This window comes from Arthrobacter sp. UC242_113 (assembly GCF_044054585.1).
Classification (GTDB): Bacteria; Actinomycetota; Actinomycetes; order Actinomycetales; family Micrococcaceae; genus Arthrobacter.
The window spans coordinates 3,716,947-3,741,952 of record NZ_CP171968.1 but is presented as its reverse complement, the minus strand read 5'-3'; the positions used below and the strand labels follow the sequence as shown (position 1 = coordinate 3,741,952).

Genomic DNA, 25,006 nt, shown 5'->3' with positions numbered 1-25,006 from the left:
GCCTGCGGACAGCCGGACTCTGGGTGATTGGTGCTGCCCTGTGGAAAACCTGTGGATGAGGCGTCGCCGGGGTTCAATAGCCCGGACCGAAAAATGTCAGGGCCCGCTGGTGTAGTTGCATTAGCCCGGGCAGCAGTTTTGCTGCGCGGCACACCGCGGCACACGGCACACGCGCCGCAGTCCTCCTGCACGGACTGCGGACACAATGGAGGACGGCAGCTTTGTCAGTTACGCACCTGGATTCAATCGAAGGTACCCGCCAATCCGAAGGCAGCCGCAAACCTCCCCAGGACATCCCAGCCGAACAGTCCGTCCTGGGCGGCATGATGCTCTCCAAGGACGCCATTGCTGACGTGGTTGAGATCCTGCGCGGTCAGGACTTCTACCGCCCCGCACACGAAACCATCTATGAGGCCGTCATCGACCTCTACGGCCGCGGCGAACCCGCAGATGCCGTCACGGTGTCCGATGAGCTGACCAAGCGCGGGGAGATCAACCGGATCGGCGGACCGGCCTACCTCCATGAGCTCATTCAGACCGTACCCACGGCCGCGAATGCAGGCTATTACGCCGAGATCGTGGCCGAGCGCGCCGTGCTCCGGCGGCTGGTCAATGCCGGTACCAAGATCGTGCAGCTCGGCTACGGCCAGGACGGCGAAGTCGAAGACCTGGTCAACCAGGCCCAGGCGGAGGTCTACGCAGTCGCCGAGCGCCGCACCGCGGAAGACTACGTCGTCCTGAAGGACGTCATGGAGTCCACGGTGGATGAGATCGAGGCCTCCGGCCACCGCGGTGAAGGCATGGTGGGCGTTCCCACCGGCTTCTACGAGCTGGACGAGTTGACGCACGGGCTGCATCCGGGCCAGATGATCGTCATCGCCGCCCGGCCCGCCGTGGGTAAGTCCACCTTCGCGCTGGACTTTGCCCGCTCGGCCGCCATCAAGAACAACCTCGCCACAGTGATGTTCTCCCTCGAAATGGGCCGCAACGAGATCGCCATGCGCCTCCTCTCGGCCGAGGCCACCATCGGCCTGCAGGACCTCCGCAAGGGCACCATCAAGGACGAGCAGTGGTCCAAGATCGCCACCACGATGGGGCGCATGAATGATGCCCCGCTGTTCATTGACGACAGCCCCAACATGTCCCTCATGGAGATCCGCGCCAAGTGCCGCCGCCTCAAACAGCAGCACGACCTCAAGCTCGTGATCCTCGACTACCTGCAGCTCATGAGCTCGGGCAAGAAGGTGGAGTCCCGCCAGCAGGAAGTCTCCGAGTTCTCGCGTGCGCTGAAGCTGCTGGCCAAGGAACTTCAGGTCCCCGTCATTGCCCTGTCGCAGCTGAACCGTGGTTCTGAGCAGCGCCAGGACAAGCGACCCATGGTCTCCGACCTGCGAGAGTCGGGGTCCATCGAGCAGGACGCCGACATGGTGATCCTGCTGCACCGAGAAGACGTCTACGACAAAGAGTCCCCGCGCGCCGGTGAGGCGGACATCCTCATCGCCAAGCACCGCAACGGTCCCACCAAGGACATTGTTGTGGCCTTCCAGGGCCACTACTCACGGTTCGCCAACATGGCGGGGGATGCCGGAGGCGGCGGCGGCTTCTAGGCTGCCGGTGTTAGCCCGGCTGTGACTGCAGCAGGTGGTTGGGCAGCCTGTTCCCCGGGGCTGCCGCCCTGATCTCCAGGAGCTCACGCGCATGGGCGTGGAGCCGCCTGTCCTCCTCGGACACGGGCGTCCATGCGGGGATGGGGACCGAGGTGCCCTCGGCGTCGCGGGCAACCATCACGGTGAGGCAGTAGGTGGTCAGGTTCAGCTCACGGCCCTTGGGGTCCCCGGAACGGACATGTACGGCAATGTGCATGCCCTTGGTGCCCGTGTAGACCAGCCGCGCCTCCACCTCCACCACATGGCCAATAAGCAGCGGCCGGTAAAACCGGACTCCGCCGGAGAAGACGGCCACCGTGTCCCGGCCGCAGTAGCGTGAGGCGCATACATAGGCGGCCTCATCGATCCACTTCATGACGATCCCGCCATGGACCTTCCCGCCCCAGTTCACGTCCGTGGGTGCCGCCATGAACCGCAGGACCACGCGCTCAGCGGTGCCGGCATCGGTATATTCCTGGGCGCTCATGGCCTTGACGATCTGTTCACGGATACCGATCCGCGCCAGGGCATGGTCCCGCTGTTCCAGCTCTTCCGCCGTTGCCGGCTCGAACTGCTTTACCGGGATGGGCTTCCCGTCCTCGCCAACCGCCACAAAAATTACCATGCACTGGCTCCGCATGGTGGCCGGCCCGCCTTTGGGGTCCCCGGAGGAGACCACCGTCCGAATATGCATGGAGGAGCGGCCCGTATAGACGATGGTGGCGGTGACCTCCACCATGTCACCAACGTTCACCGGGTCGGCGAAGTGGATGTTCCCTACGTAAGCGGTGACGCAGTAGGACTTGGCCCAGCCCACGGCGGCCGCATAGGCCGCCTTGTCCACCCACTCGAGCACCGTTCCGGCGTCCACGGATCCGCTGTGGCCCACATCCATGGGGGCGGCCAGGAAGCGGAGAGTTACTGAGTTGGCGGCAGTCTCGCTCATGGTCGCAGTTTACTGACCGCAGTCCCCGGGGCAGATCCCCGACTTCACAAACGCGCTCCCGCGCGCCATAAGCCCGGGCAGCCTGCGCCTCCGCCGTCATGAACGGGCAGGAATGGTTTGCGTCTTATTAATAATGATTATCATTAGTGTCATGTTACCGAGACGACCTGTCCTTGCTGCCCGAACTACCACGCGCCGGGGCGGCCGCCCCATCGCGGCTTTCGCCCGGCCCTTCACACTGCCGTTCACAAGACCCCGCGCCATCCGGTTGGCAGCGGCCTGCGGGGCTGCCCTCCTCTTGTCCGGCTGCGCAGGAAGCCCCGGTCAGGAGCCGGCAGAAAGTTCTGCCGGCACTTCCCGGAACGTCGAGACCGCAGAACCTGCGGAACTTCGCGCCCCCAAACCACGCCTTGCGTACGGCTACGAGGGAGGCATCGGAGTGCTGGACGCCGCAACCCTCGAGCCTGTCGCGGACGTCGAGCTGGACGGCTACAACCGCATCAGCCCGGCCGGGGACGGCCGCCACGTCCTGGTGGCGGCGGATGACTCGTTCCGCGTCCTCGACGCCGGCGTCTGGACCGAGCGGCACGGCGACCACGGCCACTCCTACGCCGCCCAGCCCGCGCTGACGGATCATGCGTTCGAGGCGAGCAAGCCCGGCCATGTGGTGCGGCACGCCGGAAGAACTGTCCTGTTCAGCGACGGGTCCGGCAAGGTGGAGTCCTTCGAGTCGGCCGCCCTCGGCGAGCTGTCGGAGGACGGCCTTCCGGAAACGATCACCTATACGGCGCCCGAGGCCCACCACGGCGTGGCGGTGGAGCTGGAGGACGGGAAGCTGCTGGTAACCGCGGGCGACGAGGACGCCCGCAATGCGGTGGTCCTCCTGGGGCCGGCCGCGGGTTCGGGCCCCAAGGAGACAAGTTCGGACCGCAAGGAAATCCTAAGTAGCCCGAACTGCCCCGGCGTCCATGGCGAGGCAGTGGCCGGCGAAAACGCCGTGATCTTCGGGTGTGAGGACGGGATGCTGGTATTCAAGGACGGCAGGTTCTCCAAGATCTCCAGTCCTGACGCCTATGGCCGGATGGGCAACCAGGCCGGCTCGCCGGCGTCGCCCGTGGTGCTCGGGGACTACAAGGTGGACAAAGACGCGGTCCTGGAGCGGCCCACCAGGATTTCGCTGGTGAATACGGATACCAAGGTCCTGAAGCTGGTGGAACTCGGCACGAGCTATTCGTTCCGGTCGCTGGGGCGCGGGCCGGCCGGGGAAGCGCTGGTCCTCGGCACCGATGGTGCGCTGCACGTCCTCAACCCGGTGACAGGCACCACCGTGTCCACGGTCCCCGTCGTTGCCGCCTGGCAGGAGCCGGAGGCGTGGCAGGACCCCCGGCCAACCCTGTACGTCCAGGGCTCCACCGCCTATGTAACCGAGCCGGCAACGCGGAAAATCCATGCCGTTGACCTGAAGTCGGGCAAAACCGTCCGCACGGCAACGTTGGCTCACACTCCGGACGAACTGTCGGGTGTTACCGGCTGACCAATTGACGAGCAAACAAACGAACGACGGCGGCCGCCCACCTGGAACCGAAGTCCCAGGCGAGTGGCCGCCGTCGTCGTTTCCTGACAGTCACCGCTCTGGAGCGGTGCCGCATTCAGGGAAGGCTAGGCAAGTACCTTGAGCTTGGAATTGCTGCGGCCGAACAGGGCCGCGTCCGCCGAGATGCGGCCGGCTCCGGCAAGGGCGATGGCCGCTGCCCCCGCTGCGAGCAGGAGAACCAGCTCGTAGCCGCCGGTGGCGACGAAGACTCCGGCCGAGGCGTGGACCAGGAAGAGGGCGCCAAGCATGTCCAGGGCAAGCAGTGCGGCGAAGACGCGGGTCAGCACGCCGAGGATGAGGGCGATGCCGCCCACCAGCTCCAGGGTGGCGACGACCGGGGCGGCGACCTCAGCGGCCGGAACCCCCATCTTGGTGAAGGATGCCTGCGTCCCGGCGATGGTGAATTCGCTGAACTTCTGCCAGCCGTGCGCGGCGAAGAGGAACCCCGTGATGACTCGCAGGATCGTCAGGGCTGTGGTGGTCTGGGTGGACTGGTTCATGGAGATTCTCACCGTTCGGTTCGATTGGGGGTTGTCTCTTTTGGGCACGCGATCTGCAGCGCGCCGGATGAAGCTTCCTTTCCACTGTCCCGAACTTTTGTTGAAGTGTCAACTAATGTGTCGCGGTTATCTTTTTTTCGGCGGCTAGGCTGAAGTGGTGCCCCCATCGCCTTCCGCCGCCGTTTCCACCCCAAAGCCCGACAGCCACGGACGGGAAATCCTCCGGCTTGCCGTTCCCGCCTTCGGCGCGCTGATCGCCGAACCGCTCTTTCTGCTGGCCGATTCGGCCATTGTGGGGCACCTAGGTGTTGGCCAGTTGGCCGGTGTGGGTCTGGCCTCGGCGGTGCTGCACACCGCCGTGGGGCTGATGGTTTTCCTGGCATACTCCACCACCCCTGCCGTGGCGCGGGCGGTGGGTGATGGACAGATCGGAAGGGCACTTGCCGCCGGGCGCGACGGCGTCTGGCTGGCCCTGCTGCTCGGGACCGCGCTGGCGCTGGCTGGGTTCGTCGCTGCGGAGCCGCTGATCGGGCTCACGGGGCCGAGTCCGGAAATCCGCACCTTCGCCGTGGACTACCTGCGCTGGTCCATGCCCGGGCTGGTGGCGATGCTGCTGATCTTTGCCGGCACGGGCGTGCTGAGGGGGCTGCAGGACACCCGGACACCGTTGGTGGTGGCCACGGCGGGTTTCACGCTGAACATCGTGCTGAACCTGGTGCTGGTTTACGGACTCGGATTGTCCGTCGTCGGATCTGCAGTCGGAACCAGCATCGCGCAGTGGGCCATGGCCGCGGTGTATCTGGTGATGGTGCAGCGCAACGCCCGTCACCACGGCGTCAGCCTGCTGCCCCACTGGCATGGGATCCGGGCCATGACCAAGGTGGGCTCCTGGCTCATGCTGCGGACACTCAGCCTGCGCATCGCCATCCTTGCCACCGTGCTCGTGGTGACGGCCCAGGGTGCCGTGAACCTGGCTGCCCACCAGCTGGCCATGACTGTCTTCACCTTCCTCGCCTTCGCGCTGGACGCCCTTGCCATCGCCGCCCAGGCGCTGATCGGCAAGGAGCTGGGAGCCTCCAACCCCGGCAAGGCGCGGATCCTGACCCGGACCATGATCCGCTGGGGTACCGGCTTTGGGGTGGTCACGGGCGCACTGCTCGCCGTGGCGGCTCCGTTCGCAGGGGCCCTCTTCACGCCGGACGCCGGCGTCCAGTCGGTCCTGACCGCGGCGCTGTGGGTGCTGGCCGCGGGCCAGCCCCTGGCGGGGTATGTGTTCGTCCTCGACGGGGTGCTGATCGGGGCCGGCGACGCGAAGTATCTGGCGATTGCCGGCGTCGTAAATCTTGCGGTGTACCTTCCGCTGCTGCTGGCGGTGCCGCTGGCCGGGGCCGACGGCGCGGCGGCGCTCGTTTGGGTGTGGGTAGCCTTTTCGCTGGGGTACATGTGCGCCCGCGCCGTGACGCTGGGGCTGCGGGCCAGGACAGACCGCTGGATGGTGCTCGGCTCGTAGCCTGCGGCCCGGATTCGCCGGCGCAGGCCGGAGCACTAAACTGGAGCGGTGACTTCCCCCGCTAAGCCTGCCGAATCCGACGTGCCCGCCCCCTCGTCGGAGCTGTGGAAACCCGCCCTGCTGCGGGCTGCCGCCGCACTGCTGTTCGGTGCCGTGACTGTGTTCTGGGCGGCTCCTTCCGTGACCGGAATGTCGCTCGCGGGCGGGGTGTACCTGCTGGCCACCGGCCTGATCCTGCTGTGGGGCATTCCACTGACCGGCTTCCGCCGTGAGGCGCCTGCCGGCCGCATTCTTTCCGCCGCGGGAGCTGCCCTGACCGGTGCCGGCGTGGCCCTGCTGTTCCTGCAGGGCAGCCTGGTGTTCGCCGTTGTTGGTGCTGTGGGGCTGGCCGTGGCGTCGGCGTCCGAGCTATACCTGGGCATCAGGTTCCGCGGGCGGCACGTCTTGGCCCGCGACTGGCTGGCATCGGGAATTATTGGGCTGGGCACGGCCGGCACCCTGCCGTTCTTCGTGGGGCTTGGCCCGCACGCGCTGCTGGGCGTTGCCGGCGGCGGCGCCATCATCTCGGGCGTGCTCTGGATCCTGGCAGGCCTCTCGCTCCGGCACGATGCGCGGGCGGCCGCGTCAAAGGCCGTAAACTAGTACCAAGGGTTCTACTCCTTGTAGAACAGCCTTTGGCTACCAGTACCCTTCAAGACCAGCACACAGCACAGCGGGCAGGCCGCATCGCGCCGCCCGCACGGGAGGAATCACCTTGGCACACCAGAAACCAGGAGAACCGCGCAATCTGCGGACCTCGGTCAAGGGACCCCTGATGTTCTCCGCCTTCTGGGCTGTGGTGGCGTTCATCGCGGTGCTGATCTTCGCCTCCGGCGGCAGTGCCCGGTCGCCGCGGTTCGACCTGGCCTTCATTGCGGCCGGCATCGCCTTCATTGTCACCCTCGTCGTCGCGGCGATGCTGTCCATGAGCTACAAGGACAACGCCGCCCACCTGGGTAAAGGCTCCGGCGTGAACCTCAGCTCGGCCCGGAAGTCCTCGCCGGGACACGGCGGCCACGGGACGCAGGGGACCCAGAGTGAGGGAACCCAGCGCCGTCCGGACGCCCCGGGTGCTGGTACGGCCGGAACCGGTGAGTCCGGGCCCGGTGGCGGAGCCTCCTAACACCCTTCCCGCTGGCGCTTTACTCCCCGCTGGCCCGGCGCGCGCGGTAGGCCGCGACGTGCGCGCGGTTGGCGCAGTTTCCGGTGTCGCAGTATCTCTTGGACCGGTTGCGGCTGAGGTCCAGCACAGCGGCGTCGCAGTCATCGGCCGCGCACACGAGCATACGGTCCATCTCCTTGCTGCGGATCACGTCCACCAGTGCCATGGCGGCTTCGGTGCCCATCCTGTCCGCCAGTGGGGCATCGTGCGTGGTGGCATGCAGGTGCCAATCCCACTGGTCGTGCTTGAGGAGTTGGGGGAGCGCGTGGGCTTCCCGCAGGAGCCGGTTCACACCGGCCGCGGCTGTATCCTCGTCTGCGGTCCACAAAGTTCCCAGTTCTGCGCGCAGTGCGTGGACGCTGGCCAGTTCGGCGGCGTCGTGGGTGCGGGATCCGGTAAAGCCCTCCTGCTGCAGGAACTCGTCGAGGTCCTTCACCGTGGCCAGGCTTTCCTCGCCGTTGGCGGCAGAGTTGATGAGGTTCACCACGAAGCGCAGTGAGAGCTCTGTGTCAGGGGCAAAAACCACCTTGACTCCTTACAATGCGGGGCGTAATGTCAGGACCAATACCCCACTTTACTCCTGACGGGAGGCCTCCGTGTCCGCATCGAACCGCCGCGCCAACACAGCGCTGTTTTCTCCGGCTCCGGCTACGGCTCCGGCTTCCGCCACGGCTCCGGCCTCCTCGGCAAAGCCCTCTGGCTTCCTCGCATCAGGACTGGGCATCGCGCTCTTTTCGTCTGCCGTCTTCGGGCTCTCCGGCTCCTTTGCCAAGTCACTGCTCGAAACCGGCTGGACGCCCGGGGCCGCCGTCACGGCCCGGCTGACAGCGGCCGCACTCATCCTTGCAATCCCTGCTGGTCTGGCGCTTCGCGGCCGCTGGAGCCAGCTGCGGTCCAACTGGGTCACGATCGTGCTGTTTGGCCTGATCGGCGTGGCTGCATGCCAGCTGTTCTACTTCAACGCCGTGGCCCGGCTGTCCGTTGGCGTGGCGCTCCTGCTCGAATACCTCGCTCCGGTGTTGATCGTCCTCTGGCTCTGGGTGGCCAGCCGGAAGCGACCCCGCCCCCTGACAATTGCGGGGACGCTGCTGTCCCTGGGCGGCCTTGTCCTCGTACTGGACCTCACCGGTGCGGTGAAGGTCGACGCCGTCGGTGTGTTCTGGGGCCTCGCCGCTGCCGTCTGCTTGGCCATGTACTTCTTCATCACTGCCAAGCAGAATGACACCCTGCCGCCCATCGTTCTTGCATCGGGAGGGCTTCTGGTGGGTGCGGCGGTCATGTGGCTGACGGCAGCCACGGGACTCCTGCCCATGGCCATCAGCACGGCCGATACAAAACTCGGCTCGTGGACCACCCCCTGGTGGGTTCCGCTGGGCGGGCTCGTGGTGCTGGCCACCGTGCTGGCCTACGTCTCAGGAGTGATGGCTGCACGCGCACTCGGCTCCAAGGTGGCCTCGTTCGTGTCCCTCACTGAGGTCCTGTTCGCCGTGATCTGGGCCTGGCTGTTGCTTGGCGAACTGCCCGGCCCCATCCAGCTCCTTGGCGGCGTGCTGATTGTAGGCGGGGTATTGTTCGTCCGGCTGGATGAGCTCCGGGGAGCCAAAGCGGGGGACCAGGCAGCTGTGACCAGGCCGCTTGACCATGCGAACGACGTCGAGCCCGTCCCCTAAGCCTTTACTGCTTAAATGCCGGAGGGCCGGACGCATGCTGCGCCCGGCCCTCCGGTGCGTTCCCGGTCTAGCCCTGGGAAGCGTCGTACTGCTGCTGAGCGTTGCGGGTAGCCTGCTGGCCCGCCTGTTCCAGAGCCTCTGCCACCCTGGCGAGGGACTGAACGTGCTCGCCCTCCCACTGGCTGCGAAATGCCACCGCGTCCGGGCCCGTCCATTCCGTGTTCGTGAGCGCGTTTGTCAGCAGGTTCCGCTGCCTCTGGATTTCGGCCGAACCAGCACTGAGCTGCCTGCTCAGGTTCCGCAGTTGCTCAACGTCTGCACCCCACACATTTGCCATCAGATATATCTCCTTTAATCAACGGACCCGATCCAGTCGGCATCCCCCGTGGCCTCCGGCTCGTCCGGAAGATCCATTGCCTCAAAACTATCCTTCGGCCCAAAAGAGTGTCGATGGGCAGCGCTCCCCATGCAGTCCTGCCCATGGACGGTGTCCTCCCGAGCGGGGCGAAAAGGGTCGATCCTCGGCGTTCCAGAGCCTAGCATGAGGGTATGTGCCGGAATATCCGTACCCTCCACAACTACGAACCGCACGCTACGTCCGAGGAGATCCACGCCGCGGCACTGCAGTACGTGCGCAAAATCAGCGGCAGCACCAAGCCGTCGAAGGCCAATGAGGAGGCGTTTGAATGGGCCGTGCACGAGATAGCGCACGTGACCCAGCACCTGCTCGACGCCCTCGTTACCCACGCCCCGGCCAAGGACCGCGACGAGGAGGCGGCCAAGGCGAAGGCCCGCTCGGCCATCCGCTTCGGTACCGCTTAGGTCTGGGCTACTACCTGCCGAAGCGGCGGAGCCTGAGCGAGTTGGCCACCACCAGCACCGAGCTCGCTGCCATGGCCACGCCTGCGATCATCGGATTGAGCAGGCCGAGGGCCGCCAGGGGAATGCCCATTGCGTTGTAGAAGAAGGCCCAGAACAGGTTGGTCTTGATGGTGGCCAGCGTGCGGCGGGACAGCTCGATCGCCGTGGCCACCTGCCCTAGGTCGTTGCCCATCACGGTCAGGTCGGCGGCTTCGATCGCCACGTCCGTGCCGGAGCCCATTGCGATGCCCAGATCGGCCTGGGCAAGGGCCGCGGCGTCGTTCACGCCGTCTCCTGCCATGGCCACGGTGGCACCGCCAGCCTGCAGCCGACGTACCGCTTCCACCTTTCCCTCGGGCAGGACGCCGGCGAAGACGTCGTCCGCGGCTATTCCGACGGCGGCGGCCACCTGGGCTGCGACCGCGGCGTTGTCACCCGTGAGCAGCATCGGCCGCAGGCCCAGGGCCTTGAGCCGCGCGACGGCCGCCGCCGATCCCGCCTTGACCGTATCCCGCAGCTCAATGATGCCGGCAGGCTCGCCGTCGACTGCCACCCAGATGGCCGTCGCGCCGGACTGTTCCGCGGTGCGGAGCGCCTGATCCTGTGCCGGCGTGGGCTCCACGCCGTTGTCACGCAGCCACCCGCTGCGCCCGGCAACCACGAGCCGGCCTTCCACGGTTCCCACCACTCCGCCGCCGGGTGCGGACCGGAAGCCGACGACGGCGGGCAGGCCGGCGCCGTCGCCCGCTTCACTACCGCCGTGAATGGTGTGCGGCGGCCGCCCCATGGCGGGCACGGCAGGCATGGCAGACGCGGCGGGCATGGCAGACGCGGCGGACTGTGCGGCGGCGGCGATCGCGACGGCGATCGGATGCTCCGACGCCGACTCGACCGCTCCGGCCAGCCGCAGGACTTCCGCCTCGCTGAACGGGACGAATGCCACGGTGGCCTCGACGGAGAGCTGGCCGCTGGTGACGGTTCCGGTCTTGTCCAGCAGGATGGTGTCCACCGTGCGGGTGTCTTCCAGGACCTGCGGGCCCTTGATGAGGATGCCCAGCTGCGCGCCGCGGCCGGTGCCGGTCAGGAGACCCACGGGGGTGGCCAAGCCTAGGGCGCAGGGGCATGCGATGACCAGCACGGCCACCGCGGCCGTGAAGGCCGCGCGGAGCTCGGACCCGGTGATATCGGGCCCAGCGGCTAGTAGCCAGCCAGCGAACGTGAGGAGCGCGATGGCCAGGACCACTGGCACGAATACTGCGCTGATGCGGTCAGCAAGCCGGGCAATAGGCGCCTTTCCGGTCTGCGCCTGGGAGACGAGCCGCCCCATTTGAGCCAGGGTGGTTTCCGCGCCGACACGGGTGGCCCGGACCAGCACCCGGCCGGACGTGTTGATGGTGGCACCCGTGACATGGCTGCCCGGACCGACATCTACGGGAACGGATTCGCCGGTGACCAGCGAGGCGTCCACCGCTGAGGCGCCGTCCACCACCACGCCGTCGGTGGCAATCTTCTCGCCCGGGCGGACCACGATCAGGTCCCCGACCGCCAGCCGGCTTGCCGGGATCTTCACCTCGGCGCCGTCCTGCACGATGGTGGCGTCCTTGGCGCCGAGGTCCAGAAGGGCCCTGAGCGCGTCACCGGCCTTCGCCTTGGCGTTCGCCTCCAGGAACCGGCCCAGTAGAAGGAAAGTGGTGACCACGCTGGCCACCTCGAAGTACAGTCCGCCGGTACCCGCGCCGCCCATCTGCTCCATGCCTGGGTGTTCGGTCAGGCGCGGGTCGGCCAGGAGTTGCCATGCGGAAAACAGGTAGGCAGCGGTGACTCCGAGCGATACCAGGGTGTCCATGGTGGAGGCGAGGTGGCGGGCATTGATGGCGGCCGCCTTGTGGAACGGCCAGGCCGCCCAGCTGACCACCGGCAGCGCCAGGGCGCCCGCCACCCAGCCCCAGTTGGGGAACTGGAAAGCCGGGAACATCGAGATGAGGAACACCGGCACGGCCAGGACTGCCGCGACGAGCAGGCGCGGTTTCAGCTCTGACGCCTTGCCGCCGTGCGCCATGTGGTCTTCGTGGTACTCCGGCGCCTCCGTCGGTCCGCCATGCTCCGAGTGCTCGCTCGTTCCTCCCCACCGGCTCCCTCGCCTCGCAAGCTCGGCCAGGGTACCCTGCCGGCGTGGGCCCATCTTAGACGCACGCTTCCGCATGCCGGCACCGCCGTCGTTGGCCGGAGATGCGGGATTTTTGATTCGGGCCTTGTAGCCGGCGGAGGCAACCTGGTCTGTGATCTGTTGGTCCGTGATGCCGGCGGGGACGGTCACGTGCGCTGTTTCCAGGGGGAGGTTGACGGTGGCCTCGACGCCTTCGAGCTTGGCGAGCTTCTTTTCCACCCGGTTGACGCACGACGCGCAGGTCATGCCCTCGACGTCGAGTTCGATCACCCGGCTGGCGGAGCCCGCGGAAAGGCGTTCGGTGCCCATGACTGGTCCTTCTCTGGTCGTGCTGGATCTTGGTTGCGCGGTGCGGACGGGAGGCGGGTCAGGCCTCGTTGGCCACCACTAGGTAGCCCGCCTCGGCCACTGCCTCGCCGATTTCGGAGGGGGAGAGCTTCTGCGTGGAGGTGATGGTGACGGTCGAAACGCCGCCGGAATTGAGGTCGATGTCGATCTCCTCGACGCCGGCCAGCGCCTCAAGTTCCTCGCTTACGGCCGATACGCAGTGCCCGCAGGTCATGCCGGAGACGTGGACTTTGGTGGAGATGGTGCTCATTGCTGACTCCTTGTAGGTGTGCCGACGTTGATGTGAGGACGGGGTTGGTCGGCTGGTGGGTGGTGGTTGTGGCTAGCGCAGCAGGCGCCCGATGGCACCCGCCGCCTCCTTGACCTTGAGGTCGATGGCTTCAGCCCGCAGGTCGGGATCAGGTTCGGAGGCTGCACCGACAACGCAGTGGCCTATGTGTTCTTCCACCAGGCCCAGGCTGACGGCGTGCAGGGCCTTGGTCACGGCCGCCACCTGCGTCAGGATGTCGATGCAGTACTTGTCTTCTTCAACCATCCGGGCGATGCCACGGACCTGTCCCTCGATCCGCCGGAGCCGGCGCAGGTAAGCATCCTTGTCGGCCGTGTAGCCGTGCTGCGGGGCCTCAGCGATCGCTTCTTCGTTAGGCGCCGTGGGCGTCCGTCCTTCGGAAGTTTCCATGTCCTCAAGATATACCCCTAGGGGGTATCAGTCAAGGGTGGTGCGGTCAGTCGCCGGTGATGCGGAAAGTGACGGTGTGACAGGGATAATCCGGCGCCGGGAAGTTTTCGGGCAACAAAAAAGCTCCGGAGCGCGTTATTGGGGGATACGCACTCCGGAGCAGTCTTTGGGCGGGCCTTCGTCGGCCTGCCTGATCAGCTTACTTGCCGGTAGCCATGTTGGCCACCACCTCGAATAACTACTTTCGCTTTACTTTTCCGCGGCTGCCTGGGGCCACTGCTGGCTATTCGGGCCGGTCCTGGTGTGCGGCCATCCGGAACGGGACCACCAGTACGGGGCGGCTTTGATGGTGGGTGAGCCAGGCAGCCACGGATCCATTCAGGAGTTCCGTGATCCGGTGCCCGAAGCCGCGCTCCGGCGTGCCCACAATGATCATGGGGGCGTTGACTTCCGAGGCCAGCCTGCCGAGGGCCCGTGCGGGATCCCCGGCAAGCGTGCGCAAGGTCCACGCCGGCCCTCCGTCCTGCAGAGCCGAGCCGATGGCCGCCTTCAGTTCCGTCGTCACGGAACGGATGTCGTCGTCGTCCCTGTCGGGATGCAGCGAAAGCCGGTGCGCAGAGCGCGCGGGATCCCACTCCACCAGGTAGCTTGCCTCGTCCACGTAGGCGCACAGCAGCGGGGAGGACAGCTTTTGGGCCAGGGTGACCGCGGTCTTGAGGACCTCCGGATGCTGGCCCGGAACCATGCCCACTAGGAGGGGAGGCGGGCCGCTGAAATGCTCTGCATCCATAATCAATTGTGTGCCTGCGGCATCAGGAAAGACCATAGCCACGGCCGCCTTCGCCCCAGCTCAGCGGCGGTTTTCAGCACTGCGGTTCGGCTGCTGGCCGGCGGAGAAGAGTGCTGATTTTCCCTTGAATCCCGGCCGCGGCGAGCCTAGCGTGGAGACGTAGAAAGGCGGCGTCCCATGCAGATTTACATGTGGTGGCTGGATCTGGACCTGAAAAGCAAGGAATGGCTTCGCGAGAACCTGCGGGCCGGCGACGTTCCGCTGTTCGTGATGCAGGGGATTGCCGAGGCGGGAGGTCCGCACCCGGATACGCCGCAGGCGGTCCTGACCGAAGCCGAGTGGGATTTCATCGAGACGCAGTCTGAATTTGTGGACTGACTGGTCCGCGAACGCGTGGGCCGGTCAGGCCGCGCGCACCACCGGCAACTCGTCCCAGTGCGTCGTGTAGCGTGGCGAACGCATTCCACGCTTCATGCTCCAATCCAGGCCGGTCCTCAGGCCTGCAAACCCGAGGCCGATGGTGCCCCTGCCGTACTTCCGGCTGATCTGTTCAACCAGCGGGCCGATCCCGCGTTCCTCGTGCCGGTTGGCGAAGGGCTCAAGGGGCTGCTGGTTGCCGGACGGCCGCAGGTCGGTAACCATGATCCCGGCGCGGGCGTATTTGACGCCGTCCTGGATCGCGGGAAGCAGGGCGTGGGCAGCCTTGGTGAGCAGTACCGGGTCCGAGGTGGGCATGGGCAGCGGAACGCAGACCGAGGGGAACGACTTGTCCTTCGGGTTGTAATGGGACGTGCCGGCGAAGGCGGTGAGGACCTTGGCCTGAAGGTGGTGCCGGGCCAGCCGGGCACTCGCCTGTTGCGCGTAGACGCTCAAAACCTGGCGAAATTCGGGAGCTGACGTCAGGGGAGTGGAAAACGAGCGGGAGAAGATCAGTTGGTCCCGCCCCATGCGCTCCTCCTCCAGCGGTATGCAGGGCGTTCCGCGCAGTTCGAGCACGGTGCGCATCAGCACCACCGAAAAGCGGTCGCGCACCATCACCGGATCGGCACGGCTGAGCTCCAGGATGGTGCAGATTCCCAGGGCGTTCAGCCGCTTTTCGAGCCGGCCCGCCACACCCCACACCTCCGAGACCGGGAGCCGGGCCATGAGCAGTTCACGTACCTCCGGCTCCATCGACTCCCAGCGGCATACCCCGCCGAGCGCGGGGTTGTTCTTTGCCCACCGGTTGGCCAGTTTGGCGAGCGTCTTGGTGGCGGCGATGCCGACGCACACGGGCACCCCGACGTTGCGCTGTACTGCGGCCTTGATGGTCCGGCCGAGACCCACCACCTGTTCGGGGCTGCCCTTGATGCCCAGGAAGGACTCGTCGATGCTGTACACCTCAAGCCAGGCCGAGTAGCGCCCCAGTAGTTCCATGACGCGTGCGCTGATGTCGCCGTACAGTTCATAGTTGCTGGACCGGGCAACGAGGCCCCACTCCTTGGCCCGAGGGGCGAGCTGGAACCACGGATCGCCCGTGCTGATCCCCAGGGCCTTGGCTTCCGGGCTGCGGGTCACGGCGCAGCCGTCGTTGTTGGAGAGCACCACGAGCGGCTTGCCTTCCAGAGAGGGGTCGAAGGCCCGCTCCGCGCTGGCGTAGAAGCAGTTCACGTCCACCAGCGCTATCTGCTGCCGGGCGTCAGACATGGTGCAGGCACCTCGTGGCCACGCCCCAGATGGTGAGGTCGGCCAGGGCGGGGACGTTGATGTCCGGATACAGAGGGTTGGCGGCCTGGAGCACCACGCCTGCCGCAGTGATCTTCAGGCGCTTGATGGTGAGCTCGCCGTCCAGCACCGCGACCACCACGGACCCGTCACGCGGTTCCAGCGCGCGGTTGACGATCAGTTCGTCACCGTCGCTGATGCCGGCCTGTTCCATCGAGTCGCCGGACACCCGCACGATGTAGGTGCTGGTGATGTCCTTAATCAGGTGCTCGTTGAGGTCGATCCGCCCGTCAAAGTAGTCTTGGGCGGGGGACGGGAAGCCCGCCGCCACCGCTACAGGCGAGATCAGCACCAGCCGCAGCGAAAGTCCCGCCTCTATCACGCGGGGTCCAATGATCACACCCACAACACACCTTTTTTTCGAATATATGTTCGATAGTTCAGTGTAGTCCCCGGGGCTGACAGAATGCATTCCCCACCGTGACCTCGCCCATGTCAGGGGTACCGAAAGTTCACCTGAACGGGTGCCTCGTAACCAACGGTGGATTCAGCGATTTATCAAGAAGGTTTAGAGACATAGTTACGAGAATCATCGGCTGCCGCCAGATGTGCAGCATGGCGCGAGAATTCAAGCACTGCCCCTAAGCGGGCCACTAGGACCGGGTGCGGCGTCTCATAACCCTAGGGTTATGAGACGGTAGGCCCTTTAGATTTTAGGATTCCAGCATCAATTCCCAGAGAGGCGGTTAGTGGCTGCTCGTCCTTGGCTTTAAGCTCGACGCTATCTGTAGCGGCCCAGTTGGCCAGCAGCTGCAGTCCGTCCTGGGAAGCGGAGCCTGGTTGCGCGGAGAACACCAGCATCTGGAGGCCGTGGTCGGCGGCTAGGTCCAGCCCGAGGTAGTTCAGGTCGAGGTTGCCAACGACGGGGTGGCGGACACTTTTGATGCCGGCGCGGTGTTCACGGACATCATGGGCTCCCCAAAGTTTCCGGAAGAGGTCGCTGCGGGTTGAGAGTTCGCCAACGAGGTCGCTGAGCTGACGGTCATGGGGGGAACGGCCCGCTTCGACGCGGAGGAGAGCGACGATCTGGCGGGTGTTGGATTCCCAGTCCCGGTAGAAGGTCTGTGCCCTGGCGTCGAGGAACACGAAACGTGCTGCGTTCACGGGCTGTCGGGAGTCCTCGAACATCTCTGAGAAGAGGGCCCGGCCGAGGCGGTTGGTGGCTATTGCGTCCAGCCGGCCGTTCTGCACGAACACCGGGACGGTGGACATCGCGTCGATGGTCTGTTGCAGGGTCGGGTTGACCTGCGTTTTGCGTGCCGGGCGTCTGCTGTGCGGGTGCGCCCCTGCGTTGGCTGCACGGATGAGTTCGTAGAGATGCCTGTGCTCGGCCTCATCCAATTGGAGGGCACGGCTGACGCCATCGATAACGGCTTCCAACGCTCCCTTGGCATTGCCCCGTTCTAGGCGTTTGTAGTACTCGGAGCTCATACCGGCCAGCAGTGCTACTTCTTCTCGCCGCAGGCCAGGGACGCGGCGCCGCCCGCCGAAGTCAGGCAGACCGGCTTGCTGCAGGGTCAGCTTGGCCCGCCTCGAGATGAGGAACTGGCTGAGGTCGTCCTGGTTGTCCATGGCTCGAAGGTACTCCACCTCGCGCCCGCTAGCGGGTCCCTGCCAGGGAACCTCTAGGTAGGGTCTCGTTAGCCCACGCGCTGGCCGGTTGACTTGAAACACCAGCCAGCCCGGGAGCGCCGGGTTGCAATCCTAGAAAGGCATCATCCTATGACCGACGTTTGGTTCATCACCGGAGCCGCCCGCGGCATGGGCGTCGACCTGGCCAAGACGGATCGAAAGTCGAGCCGGTGTCCCTGGGCACGTCGATCTCCACGGGCCCGATCTCGGTCAGCACGGTCTTCGTCCGGGTGCCGTTCCGGGAGTTCCCGCTCCCGCGCCCGGACACGTCGTGTTTTTCGTATCCGAGGTGTTCGTCCATTTCCGCTTCCAACGCGGTCTCCAGAACGTTTTTCGTGAGCCGGTTCAACAGCCCGTCAGGGCCGACGAGGTCGATGCCCTGTTCCCTGGCCTGGGCCAGGAGCTGCTGCGCTAACTCTTGCTGATCCACATCAGTCGCCATGGGATCCATGGTGTCGCTCATGATGAGTCCTCCCCGCCAGGCGCCGCCCGGCGTGTCAGGCCAACCATGGATCCACCGTTATTCCGACAGTCCCGGGTGTTCCGATGACCGCCCGCCGTCCGATGCTGTCGAGGATCGCATCGTTCCAGGGTGAGGGAAACAGTTCGCGGGCCTGTGCGGCGAGTTCCCGGTAGGTCGCGTTGGGGATCCCGGCGGGCATAAGGAGTGACGCACGACGGAGCCGTCGACGCTGCCAGTGGAGCGGAGGGGGGAGCGGGTAGCCCAGGAGCGTGTTGTCATTGTCGCCGAGGAAGGCGACGTCTCGTGGCCAGCGCCGGGCTCCGATGCGGGCACTTTCACCGGACGGCCTTGCGGCCCCTGCCCACGGACTGTTCGACTGCTAGGTAGTAGGGGCGAGTATCTTCGTTGTGCTTGGGGTGACTGTTGCGTGGTCGTCGTTTGAACGGACTGCCTTCGGACTTTTCACCGATAGGAGACGTGAGAGATTGCTGGCGGTTGCGACGACGGCCTGGGTTAGTTCGGCATCGGGAGTACCGGCGACGCGGTGGTTGGGGACGGTCACGGCAACAGAACCTGCGATGTCATCGTCAATAAAAAACGGGGCCGCGATGCCACGGGCGTCCGGGACCCTTTCGCTGTCGGTGACCGCCCATCCCTGGGAGCGGATCGTCTTGAGTTCCTCTAGCCCGACGGCCGGCTCGACATTGAGGCCCGCGCCGGCGTTCTCCGGCAAGTGGGCGAAGATTACCTTGCCGGCCGCTCCGGCTGTTAAGGGAATTTCGGATCCTTCTTCCAGTACGTATCGAACGTTCCTGGCACCGGCCCGGGTCCTGGCAATGTGTGCGCGTCCGTTGCCGGCGTCGTAGAGGGCGAGGGTTGTGGTTTCGCCTGTAATTTCGCTGAGGGCCTGAAGGTCTTCGTCGACAATTTCCGAGAGGTCGTGGTTTTTGCTGATGGAGGCGGACCACCGCAGCAGGGTGGGTCCTATTGCCCAGGCTCCGTCGTCCAGCCTGATCATCACGCCCACGTCGCAGGCCGATTCTGCGAGCCTCCGTGTGGCTACAGATCGTGTTCCCCAGAGCGAAGCCAGGTCGGTGACGGTCAGTTCGGCCAGGGGTTCGGCGCAGAAGAACGTGAGGGCCGCGGCAATCCGCTGAATGAGGGTGTTGGATTCGGCTGCGGGAACGGCGGTCCCGGCAGCTGAACTGGGTCGTCGGCTTTTGAGGAGTGCTTCCACCTTGTTTGCAGCTTCTCGGAGCATCTCCGCACCGGGTCCGATGTCTTCCTCTTTGAACTCATTGCGGGGCCTGGACAGGGAAAGTGATCCTAGGAGGCGTTCATTGACGGTGAAGGGGACGGCGATGCCAGCGGCGTCGGGTATGTGTTGCCCGATGCTGACGACTGCACCGATGGATGCATAGCTCTGCAGGGCGTTTTCGATGCGGGTGCGGCTATCGAGTGATTCTTCGGTGTACTTCTTTAGTTCCTTGGGCAGTCCTGCTGTCCCGCGCCGGACCAGAATTGCCGTTCCCAAGGCGCCCGCGTGGGTGGGCACGCTGGTTCCTGGCGAGAGGGTATACCTCACAGGGGCGTCAGGTTCCAGGGAGGCCAGGACGAAGCACTCTTCCGGGTTTCCCGTTTCGATGGCCATCAGTGCTGTTGCACCGGAGGCCCGGGAGAGGCCTGCAAGGATGCCGGTCCCTTCGGTGAAGAGGGGGTGCCGCTTTTGGAGTTCAGCGGAGAGAACTTTCAACCGGGGCCCGAGGATGTACGCGCCGCTTGGGTCGCGGGAGACCAGGCGTTCTTCAACCAGACGGGCAAGGATGCGGTTCACTGTGCTCCGGCTCGCCCCCAGCTCTTCGGCGAGTTCCCGGACGCCCCAGCCAAAGCCGGCACGTCCGATGACGGCCTCGATGATGGCCACGACTTCTTTCGAGCCGTCCCGCTGCGCTGCCTGGTCACCCTGGTCCATACCCGCAGTATTTCATGATCGGTCTCCTGCTTTCCGGGCCGCCCGCACTCACTAACGCCTGCCGCTTGACAGTGGTCTGGAACACAGGCATTCTATTAATCAATCCCCCAAATGAGACACCGTCCCATTTTTCTAATCTTAGACAGAGAGGTCTTCGAATGTCCACACCCACCATCGTCACTCCGGACCTGGAGCGGCGCGCCAAAGCGAAGAAGGCCACCGGCGTTGCCGCCTTCGGAACGTTCATCGAGTACTACGACTTCAGCGTGTACGGCTATGTGGCCGCGACGTTGGCCACGGTGTTCTTCCCGGGTGATGACCCCTTGATGTCGCTGCTAAACACCTTGCTGGTGTTCGGCTCGGCCTTCGTGGTCCGGCCCCTGGGCGCGGTTTTCTTTGGCCGCCTGGGCGACCGCCGCGGACGCCGCCTGAGCCTGATCGCGAGCATCACCTGCATGGGTGTCGCGGCCACGCTGACCGGCCTGCTGCCGGGCTACGCGCAGATCGGCATTCTGGCGCCGATCCTGCTCGTGCTGCTGCGCATGCTCCAGGGATTCTCCACCGGTGGCGAGATCGGCGGCGCCGCGGCGTACATCCGCGAGTGGGCCGAGCCGAAGCGCCGTTCGCTGTACGTTTCGATGATCCCCTCTATCGCCCAACTGGGTAAGGGCCTCGCCGCCGGCCTGGCGGCTCTCGCCGCTGCAGCCATGCCCGCGGCAGCAATGGCCGACTGGGGCTGGCGGATCCCGTTCCTGCTCGCTCTCCCGCTGGGCATTCTCTGCCTCATCCTGCGCCTCAAGATCGAAGACAGCCCCGAGTTCACCGCTATCAAGACCAAGGACAGCACGTCTGAGAAGCCCTTCCGGGAAGTCCTGAGCAAGTACCCGAAGGCCCTGGCAAAGGTCACCACCATCTCCCTGGTCCAGAACCTCGGCACCTACATCGGGACCGTGTTCGTCGCCGTCTACTTCAGCGAAGTCCTCGGCTTCAAAAAGAGCGAAGCAGCGACCATCGTCCTCATCGCCGTATTGTTTGCCGCGTTCCTCATCCCCTTCGCCGGACAGCTCGGTGACCGCATTGGTGGCCGTAAGGTCCTCATCTGGTCCTACATCGCCTACGCCGTGATTTCCATTCCCTCTTTCGCGCTGATGAACCAGCACTCCTTCGGACTGGCGCTGCTCGGGCTGGGCCTGGGCATCATCCCCTACGCCCTCTGCCAGGCCGGAACCTACGGTTCCATGCTCGAGTTCTACCCCACGCGCATCCGGCACACCGGTGTTGCCTTCGGTCACAGCGTTGGCGCGGTCATCGGTGGCGGAGCCGGCCCCTACTTCGCCACCTGGCTTATCGACCTCAGCGGCAACACCTTCGTCCCCGCCTTCGTGCTGGTGGCCGCCGGACTCGTCGGGCTCCTCGTCGTAGGACTCACGGTCAAGGCCAACACCGACCCGTCCTCACACCTCTACCGTTAGGCACCACACCGTGACCGTGATTTACATCTCCGACGTCATCCACGAAAACGTCATGCGGGAGATCCGCAAAAACGCCCTCGTTCACGTCGGCTACGGGCCCAGCAAAGTGAACTACCCTGACGTCTGCGACACCATCGACGCCGTCATCCTGCGGGCCGAAATCTTCACCCGCGACATGATCGAAGCCTCCCCCCGCCTGAAGATCATCGCCCGGCACGGAGTCGGCACCGACAACGTGGACCTGGCGGCAGCATCCGAGAAAGGCGTCTGGGTCACCAGCACCCCTGGCTCGAACAGCAACGCAGTCGCCGAACACGTCTTCGCCCTCCTGCTCTCCCTCACACGCCAGATCGTGCCAGCAGCAAACCGCGTCCTGGCCGGAAACTGGGCAAAAGGCCGCGGCGACCTGGTCGGCTTCGAACTGTCCGGCCGCACGCTGGGCATCGTCGGTTTCGGCGCGATCGGCAAGCGCGTTGCGGCCATCGCCAAAGCCTTTGGAATGCGCGTCCTGGCCTCAGACCCGATCGCCACGGCTGAAGACGCAGCCGCAGCCGGAGCAGACCTGGTGGAACTGGACACCCTTTATGACGGGGCGGACATCATCACTTTGCACGCCCCGCTGCTTCCGAGCACCAGGCACATGATTAGTGCCCGCGAACTGGGCCGAATGAAGGAGACCGCGGTTGTCATCAATACCTCCCGCGGCGGGCTCATCGATGAAGACGCCCTCGTCCAGGCCCTGCTGGATGGAGACATTGCCGGCGCAGCCATGGACGTGCTCGAAGCCGAAAGCATCGACATGAAGAACCCGCTCGCCCAGAACCGCATTCAGCTCAGTGAGGTGCCGAATCTGCTCGTCACCCCGCACATCGCGGGCCAGACACAGGAAGCGTTCCTCGAAGCGGGGACCAAATCCTGGGCTGAGGTGCAGGCAGTCCTCGCCGGTGACACGCCCGCTTTCCCTGTCAACGCCAAAGACCTCCGCAAGCTCGTCGCATAACGGCCTAAACCCCAGGCAAGGAATAAACACCGTGTATATCAAAGCCTCCGCCGAGAACATCACCGTCTACCCCGAGTGGCCCCGCCCCGCGCAGGACCTCGTCCAGTCCCTCGCGGCCTACCCACCGGCGCTTATCGGCGATGTGCGCAAACGCCTGGACATGATGTCCGTCGACATCCGGTGCCTCACCCCCGGCGCACGCCTCGCAGGCTCCGTCCTGCCCATCCAGGTCTGGGAAGGCGACAACCTCGCCATCCACCGCGGCCTGGACGAGGCCAAGCCCGGCGACGTGCTCGTCATCTCCGGCAACGGCATCACCAACCGGTCAGTCTTCGGCGGCATCCTCGCCGACATCTGCCTCCACAAAGGCGTCACCGGCGTCATCATCGACGGCGCCGTCCGCGATATCGAGGAAATGACCCAGATGGGCCTGCCCGTCTTCGCCCGCGGCGTCGTCCCCGCCGGCCCCTCCAAAAACGGGCCCGGCAACGTCGGCAAACCCGTCGCCTGCGGCAACGTCGTCTGCAACCCCGGTGATGTAGTTATCGGCGATCAGGACGGCATCGTAGTCATCCCCCAATCGGAACTGAACAAAACCCTGCGGGCCCTCCCGGCACAGGAAGACCTCGAACGCCAGATCCGGTCCCGCATCCGAGAAACTGCCACAACCTAAAACCGCCCAGCCCTTTCAACACCACAAGAGTGGTGGCATCCAACAGCCGGCTGCCACCACTCTTGGCCTATACACGGAAAGCCCATGACACTAGACGAAGCCGCCCCGCGCAAGCACGTTGAATGGAGCCTGTTGACCAACGCCCTGGTGGAAATCCGCCACAACGGACACGTCATCAGAACCGGCATCGTAGAAGACACCATGCCAGACTCCTCGGCACTATGGATCACAGCCGACAGCAGCAACCCACGCCAAATGTTCGAAGCCTGCCAAGGCCACCAAGTCTGGGTAACACCACAAGAACTCTCCGGCGAGCTCTCCTACCGGATGACCACAAAACAGATCTTCGGCACGAAGACAACCAGGAGTACCCAAAGCGGAGCCACACGATAAGGCAATCCCACCGGGCCCAGCGCCCTCGTGCAGACGACTCTGAACATTCAGTGCGGAAAACTCCGGAAACTGACACGAACATCGTGGAGTCCTACTTGGAGGTCCACCAGTAGCCAGGCCAAGCAGCGGTTGTATTCATCACACGTTCGCCGTGCCGTCTGCGTGACAGCGGGTCTGCGTCGCATACTGGTCTCATGGGGATGCAAGGCGCAGGAGGATCAGTGGTGGAAACCTTGAAGAGGGTGGTGCGGAACGAGTACTTTCCGGCGGCAGCCGTGCTGGCGCTGGTGGTGCTCTTCTGGGTGGCGGGCCTGTTCGGTGGCCTGTCGCTGCTGAGCCGGAGCCAGCCCCCGATCGCCACCTTGACCTGGCTGCTCTTTGTCTACGCCGCCGCCGTCCTGACGCCCCTGGCCGGAATCCTGGCCGCCGCCGACCTGCTCCGCCGGTGGTGGCGGAACCGCCGTGCCGCCAAAGCCGGCACCGCCAAAGCCGGGGCGAGGACCGGGTCCTAGGTACCGCCCCGGCAACGAACCCAGACAAACCCGTGGGGGCTGAAACCATTGCAGCCCCTCCGCCGGAGTGGTTGCATGGGGTGCATGAATGCCTCAGAGAGTTTCGTCTTAGCGATCGGGACCAAAAAGGGCCTCTGGCTGGCCACCAGCCAGGACCGGAAGCAATGGTCCTTTTCCGGCCCGCACTTCCTGATGAGCGAGATACCGAGCATCGGAATCGACACGCGGGACGGCCGCACACGCATCATGGTGGGGGTGCGGTCCGAGCACTGGGGCCCCTACGTTGCCCACTCGGATGACCTCGGCGCCAGCTGGACTGAGCCCGAGCAGGGTGCCATTAAGTTCCCCGAAGGCACCGACGCCGCCGTGGAACGCATCTGGCAGATATACCCCGACGCCGAATCCCGCCCGGGGGTGGTCTGGGCCGGTGCGGAGCCGATTTCGGTGTGGAAATCGACCGACGGCGGCGAGCACTTCGAGTTGAACCGCGGACTGTGGGATCACCCGCACCGCAGCGAATGGGGTGCGGGCTACGGCGGCGCCGCCGCCCATTCGATCGTGGTCAACCCCTCCGGGGAGAACGTGCACGTCGCCATGAGCACGGGAGGCGTCTACCGCTCGCTCGACGGCGGGACGTCCTGGGAGCCGCGGAACAAAGGCATCTCCGCCTACTTCATGCCCGATCCCAACCCGGAATTCGGCCAGTGCGTGCACAAGATTGCGGCGGATGCCGCCGTCGACGGCCGCCTTTACGCGCAGAACCACCACGGCGTGTACCGCACCGACGACAATGCCGAGAACTGGGAATCGATAGCGGAAGGCCTGCCCGCCGATTTCGGGTTCGTCATGCTGACGCACCCCAGGCGGGCAGGCACGGCCTGGGTTGTTCCCCTGAAAGCCGACGGCGAACGCATCCCGCCGGACGGAAAGCTCGCCGTGCACCGTACCGACGACGCCGGTTCGACGTGGAAGCGCCTGGATTCAGGGCTGCCGCAGTCAGAATTCAATGCCGTCCTCCGTGATGCGGCCGGCGTGGATTCCGCGGAACCCGCCGGGGTCTACTTCGGAACGCGCGGCGGCGCGGTGTACGCCAGCGCCGACGAAGGAGAAACCTTTGCGGAAGTGGCGTCCCACCTGCCCGATGTGCTGTGCGTCCGCGCTGCCGTTGTGGCCGGAGCCTCGGTTACAGCGGGGACTCCCGCATGAGGAAGTG

The 25,006-nt window shown here is 65.4% G+C and carries 26 protein-coding genes and 1 pseudogene; 14 read left to right on the top strand and 13 right to left on the bottom strand.

Annotation, left to right across the window (positions count from 1 at the left end; translation table 11 throughout):
- The first annotated feature begins 221 nt into the window (after positions 1 to 221).
- Positions 222 to 1,607, top strand: a complete 1,386-nt coding sequence (gene dnaB / locus ACHMXB_RS17060; protein WP_395400251.1) for a replicative DNA helicase — start codon at positions 222 to 224, stop codon at positions 1,605 to 1,607.
- A gap of 10 nt (positions 1,608 to 1,617) precedes the next feature.
- Here dnaB and ACHMXB_RS17055 read toward each other — a convergent pair whose 3' ends face one another.
- Entirely contained in the window at positions 1,618 to 2,592 is a 975-nt protein-coding gene (locus ACHMXB_RS17055; RefSeq protein ID WP_395400249.1) for an acyl-CoA thioesterase, read from the bottom strand.
- 133 nt (positions 2,593 to 2,725) lie between these two features.
- Here ACHMXB_RS17055 and aztD point away from each other — a divergent pair, with 133 nt between their 5' ends.
- Positions 2,726 to 4,126 (top strand): zinc metallochaperone AztD, encoded by a 1,401-nt coding sequence (gene aztD / locus ACHMXB_RS17050; RefSeq protein ID WP_395400247.1) that lies wholly within the window; start codon positions 2,726 to 2,728, stop codon positions 4,124 to 4,126.
- A 125-nt stretch (positions 4,127 to 4,251) separates the two neighbouring features.
- On the opposite strand, the gene ACHMXB_RS17045 is transcribed toward aztD, so the two are convergent.
- Positions 4,252 to 4,686, bottom strand: coding sequence for a DoxX family protein (locus ACHMXB_RS17045; RefSeq protein ID WP_395400245.1), 435 nt, complete (start codon positions 4,684 to 4,686; stop codon positions 4,252 to 4,254).
- Positions 4,687 to 4,843: 157 nt separating this feature from the next.
- Here ACHMXB_RS17045 and ACHMXB_RS17040 point away from each other — a divergent pair, with 157 nt between their 5' ends.
- From ACHMXB_RS17040 to ACHMXB_RS17030, 3 genes are all read left to right on the top strand, one after another.
- Positions 4,844 to 6,196: an MATE family efflux transporter gene (locus ACHMXB_RS17040; protein WP_395400243.1), complete on the top strand. Its 1,353-nt coding sequence runs from the start codon at positions 4,844 to 4,846 to the stop codon at positions 6,194 to 6,196.
- 48 nt (positions 6,197 to 6,244) lie between these two features.
- On the top strand, positions 6,245 to 6,838 hold the full coding sequence (locus tag ACHMXB_RS17035) for a hypothetical protein (protein ID WP_395400241.1): 594 nt from the start codon (positions 6,245 to 6,247) through the stop codon (positions 6,836 to 6,838).
- A 112-nt stretch (positions 6,839 to 6,950) separates the two neighbouring features.
- A complete protein-coding gene (locus ACHMXB_RS17030; protein ID WP_395400239.1) occupies positions 6,951 to 7,358 on the top strand; it encodes a hypothetical protein in 408 nt (135 codons plus the stop codon).
- A 19-nt stretch (positions 7,359 to 7,377) separates the two neighbouring features.
- Here ACHMXB_RS17030 and ACHMXB_RS17025 read toward each other — a convergent pair whose 3' ends face one another.
- On the bottom strand, positions 7,378 to 7,923 hold the full coding sequence (locus tag ACHMXB_RS17025) for a CGNR zinc finger domain-containing protein (RefSeq protein ID WP_395400237.1): 546 nt from the start codon (positions 7,921 to 7,923) through the stop codon (positions 7,378 to 7,380).
- 190 nt (positions 7,924 to 8,113) lie between these two features.
- Here ACHMXB_RS17025 and ACHMXB_RS17020 point away from each other — a divergent pair, with 190 nt between their 5' ends.
- The gene (locus ACHMXB_RS17020; protein WP_395405316.1) at positions 8,114 to 9,067 is read left to right on the top strand and encodes an EamA family transporter; all 954 of its coding nucleotides are present in this window, start codon (positions 8,114 to 8,116) and stop codon (positions 9,065 to 9,067) included.
- A 67-nt stretch (positions 9,068 to 9,134) separates the two neighbouring features.
- On the opposite strand, the gene ACHMXB_RS17015 is transcribed toward ACHMXB_RS17020, so the two are convergent.
- A complete protein-coding gene (locus ACHMXB_RS17015) occupies positions 9,135 to 9,404 on the bottom strand; it encodes a hypothetical protein (RefSeq protein WP_395400235.1) in 270 nt (89 codons plus the stop codon).
- 212 nt (positions 9,405 to 9,616) lie between these two features.
- Here ACHMXB_RS17015 and ACHMXB_RS17010 point away from each other — a divergent pair, with 212 nt between their 5' ends.
- Positions 9,617 to 9,889: a DUF2277 domain-containing protein gene (locus ACHMXB_RS17010; RefSeq protein WP_395400233.1), complete on the top strand. Its 273-nt coding sequence runs from the start codon at positions 9,617 to 9,619 to the stop codon at positions 9,887 to 9,889.
- 10 nt (positions 9,890 to 9,899) lie between these two features.
- Here the strand turns inward: ACHMXB_RS17010 and ACHMXB_RS17005 are convergent, their stop codons facing one another.
- From ACHMXB_RS17005 to ACHMXB_RS16990, 4 genes are all read right to left on the bottom strand, one after another.
- On the bottom strand, positions 9,900 to 12,404 hold the full coding sequence (locus ACHMXB_RS17005) for a heavy metal translocating P-type ATPase (protein WP_395400231.1): 2,505 nt from the start codon (positions 12,402 to 12,404) through the stop codon (positions 9,900 to 9,902).
- 58 nt (positions 12,405 to 12,462) lie between these two features.
- Positions 12,463 to 12,693 carry a heavy-metal-associated domain-containing protein gene (locus ACHMXB_RS17000; RefSeq protein ID WP_395400229.1) on the bottom strand — a complete coding sequence of 77 codons (231 nt, stop codon included), beginning with the start codon at positions 12,691 to 12,693 and terminating at the stop codon, positions 12,463 to 12,465.
- 72 nt (positions 12,694 to 12,765) lie between these two features.
- Positions 12,766 to 13,122 (bottom strand): metal-sensitive transcriptional regulator, encoded by a 357-nt coding sequence (locus tag ACHMXB_RS16995; RefSeq protein WP_307023984.1) that lies wholly within the window; start codon positions 13,120 to 13,122, stop codon positions 12,766 to 12,768.
- A 283-nt stretch (positions 13,123 to 13,405) separates the two neighbouring features.
- Positions 13,406 to 13,912, bottom strand: a complete 507-nt coding sequence (locus tag ACHMXB_RS16990) for a universal stress protein (RefSeq protein WP_395400227.1) — start codon at positions 13,910 to 13,912, stop codon at positions 13,406 to 13,408.
- Positions 13,913 to 14,089: 177 nt separating this feature from the next.
- Here ACHMXB_RS16990 and ACHMXB_RS16985 point away from each other — a divergent pair, with 177 nt between their 5' ends.
- Positions 14,090 to 14,290 (top strand): hypothetical protein, encoded by a 201-nt coding sequence (locus ACHMXB_RS16985; RefSeq protein WP_102972543.1) that lies wholly within the window; start codon positions 14,090 to 14,092, stop codon positions 14,288 to 14,290.
- 24 nt (positions 14,291 to 14,314) lie between these two features.
- Here the strand turns inward: ACHMXB_RS16985 and ACHMXB_RS16980 are convergent, their stop codons facing one another.
- The 5 genes and pseudogenes from ACHMXB_RS16980 to ACHMXB_RS16960 form a co-directional block, all read right to left on the bottom strand.
- Complete coding sequence (locus ACHMXB_RS16980) at positions 14,315 to 15,598, bottom strand: Y-family DNA polymerase (RefSeq protein WP_395400225.1); 1,284 nt, start codon at positions 15,596 to 15,598, stop codon at positions 14,315 to 14,317.
- The gene (locus ACHMXB_RS16975) at positions 15,591 to 16,022 is read right to left on the bottom strand and encodes a LexA family transcriptional regulator (protein ID WP_307023976.1); all 432 of its coding nucleotides are present in this window, start codon (positions 16,020 to 16,022) and stop codon (positions 15,591 to 15,593) included. The genes ACHMXB_RS16980 and ACHMXB_RS16975 overlap by 8 nt, the downstream gene beginning before the upstream one ends.
- Positions 16,023 to 16,303: 281 nt before the next feature.
- Positions 16,304 to 17,248, bottom strand: coding sequence for a helix-turn-helix transcriptional regulator (locus ACHMXB_RS16970; RefSeq protein WP_395400222.1), 945 nt, complete (start codon positions 17,246 to 17,248; stop codon positions 16,304 to 16,306).
- Between the two features lie 211 nt (positions 17,249 to 17,459).
- Positions 17,460 to 17,759, bottom strand: a pseudogene (locus ACHMXB_RS16965) (transposase); the annotation flags it as partial.
- Positions 17,760 to 18,150: 391 nt separating this feature from the next.
- Positions 18,151 to 19,743: an IclR family transcriptional regulator gene (locus ACHMXB_RS16960; protein ID WP_395400220.1), complete on the bottom strand. Its 1,593-nt coding sequence runs from the start codon at positions 19,741 to 19,743 to the stop codon at positions 18,151 to 18,153.
- Between the two features lie 158 nt (positions 19,744 to 19,901).
- Here ACHMXB_RS16960 and ACHMXB_RS16955 point away from each other — a divergent pair, with 158 nt between their 5' ends.
- From ACHMXB_RS16955 to ACHMXB_RS16930, 6 genes are all read left to right on the top strand, one after another.
- Positions 19,902 to 21,215, top strand: a complete 1,314-nt coding sequence (locus ACHMXB_RS16955; protein WP_395400218.1) for an MFS transporter — start codon at positions 19,902 to 19,904, stop codon at positions 21,213 to 21,215.
- Between the two features lie 10 nt (positions 21,216 to 21,225).
- A complete protein-coding gene (locus ACHMXB_RS16950) occupies positions 21,226 to 22,215 on the top strand; it encodes a hydroxyacid dehydrogenase (protein WP_395400216.1) in 990 nt (329 codons plus the stop codon).
- 31 nt (positions 22,216 to 22,246) lie between these two features.
- Positions 22,247 to 22,888: an RraA family protein gene (locus tag ACHMXB_RS16945; protein ID WP_395400214.1), complete on the top strand. Its 642-nt coding sequence runs from the start codon at positions 22,247 to 22,249 to the stop codon at positions 22,886 to 22,888.
- A gap of 84 nt (positions 22,889 to 22,972) precedes the next feature.
- On the top strand, positions 22,973 to 23,281 hold the full coding sequence (locus tag ACHMXB_RS16940) for a hypothetical protein (protein WP_395400212.1): 309 nt from the start codon (positions 22,973 to 22,975) through the stop codon (positions 23,279 to 23,281).
- Positions 23,282 to 23,505: 224 nt separating this feature from the next.
- Entirely contained in the window at positions 23,506 to 23,793 is a 288-nt protein-coding gene (locus ACHMXB_RS16935) for a hypothetical protein (protein ID WP_395400210.1), read from the top strand.
- Positions 23,794 to 23,868: 75 nt separating this feature from the next.
- Positions 23,869 to 24,999, top strand: coding sequence for a WD40/YVTN/BNR-like repeat-containing protein (locus tag ACHMXB_RS16930; RefSeq protein WP_395400208.1), 1,131 nt, complete (start codon positions 23,869 to 23,871; stop codon positions 24,997 to 24,999).
- Positions 25,000 to 25,006: the final 7 nt, after the last annotated feature.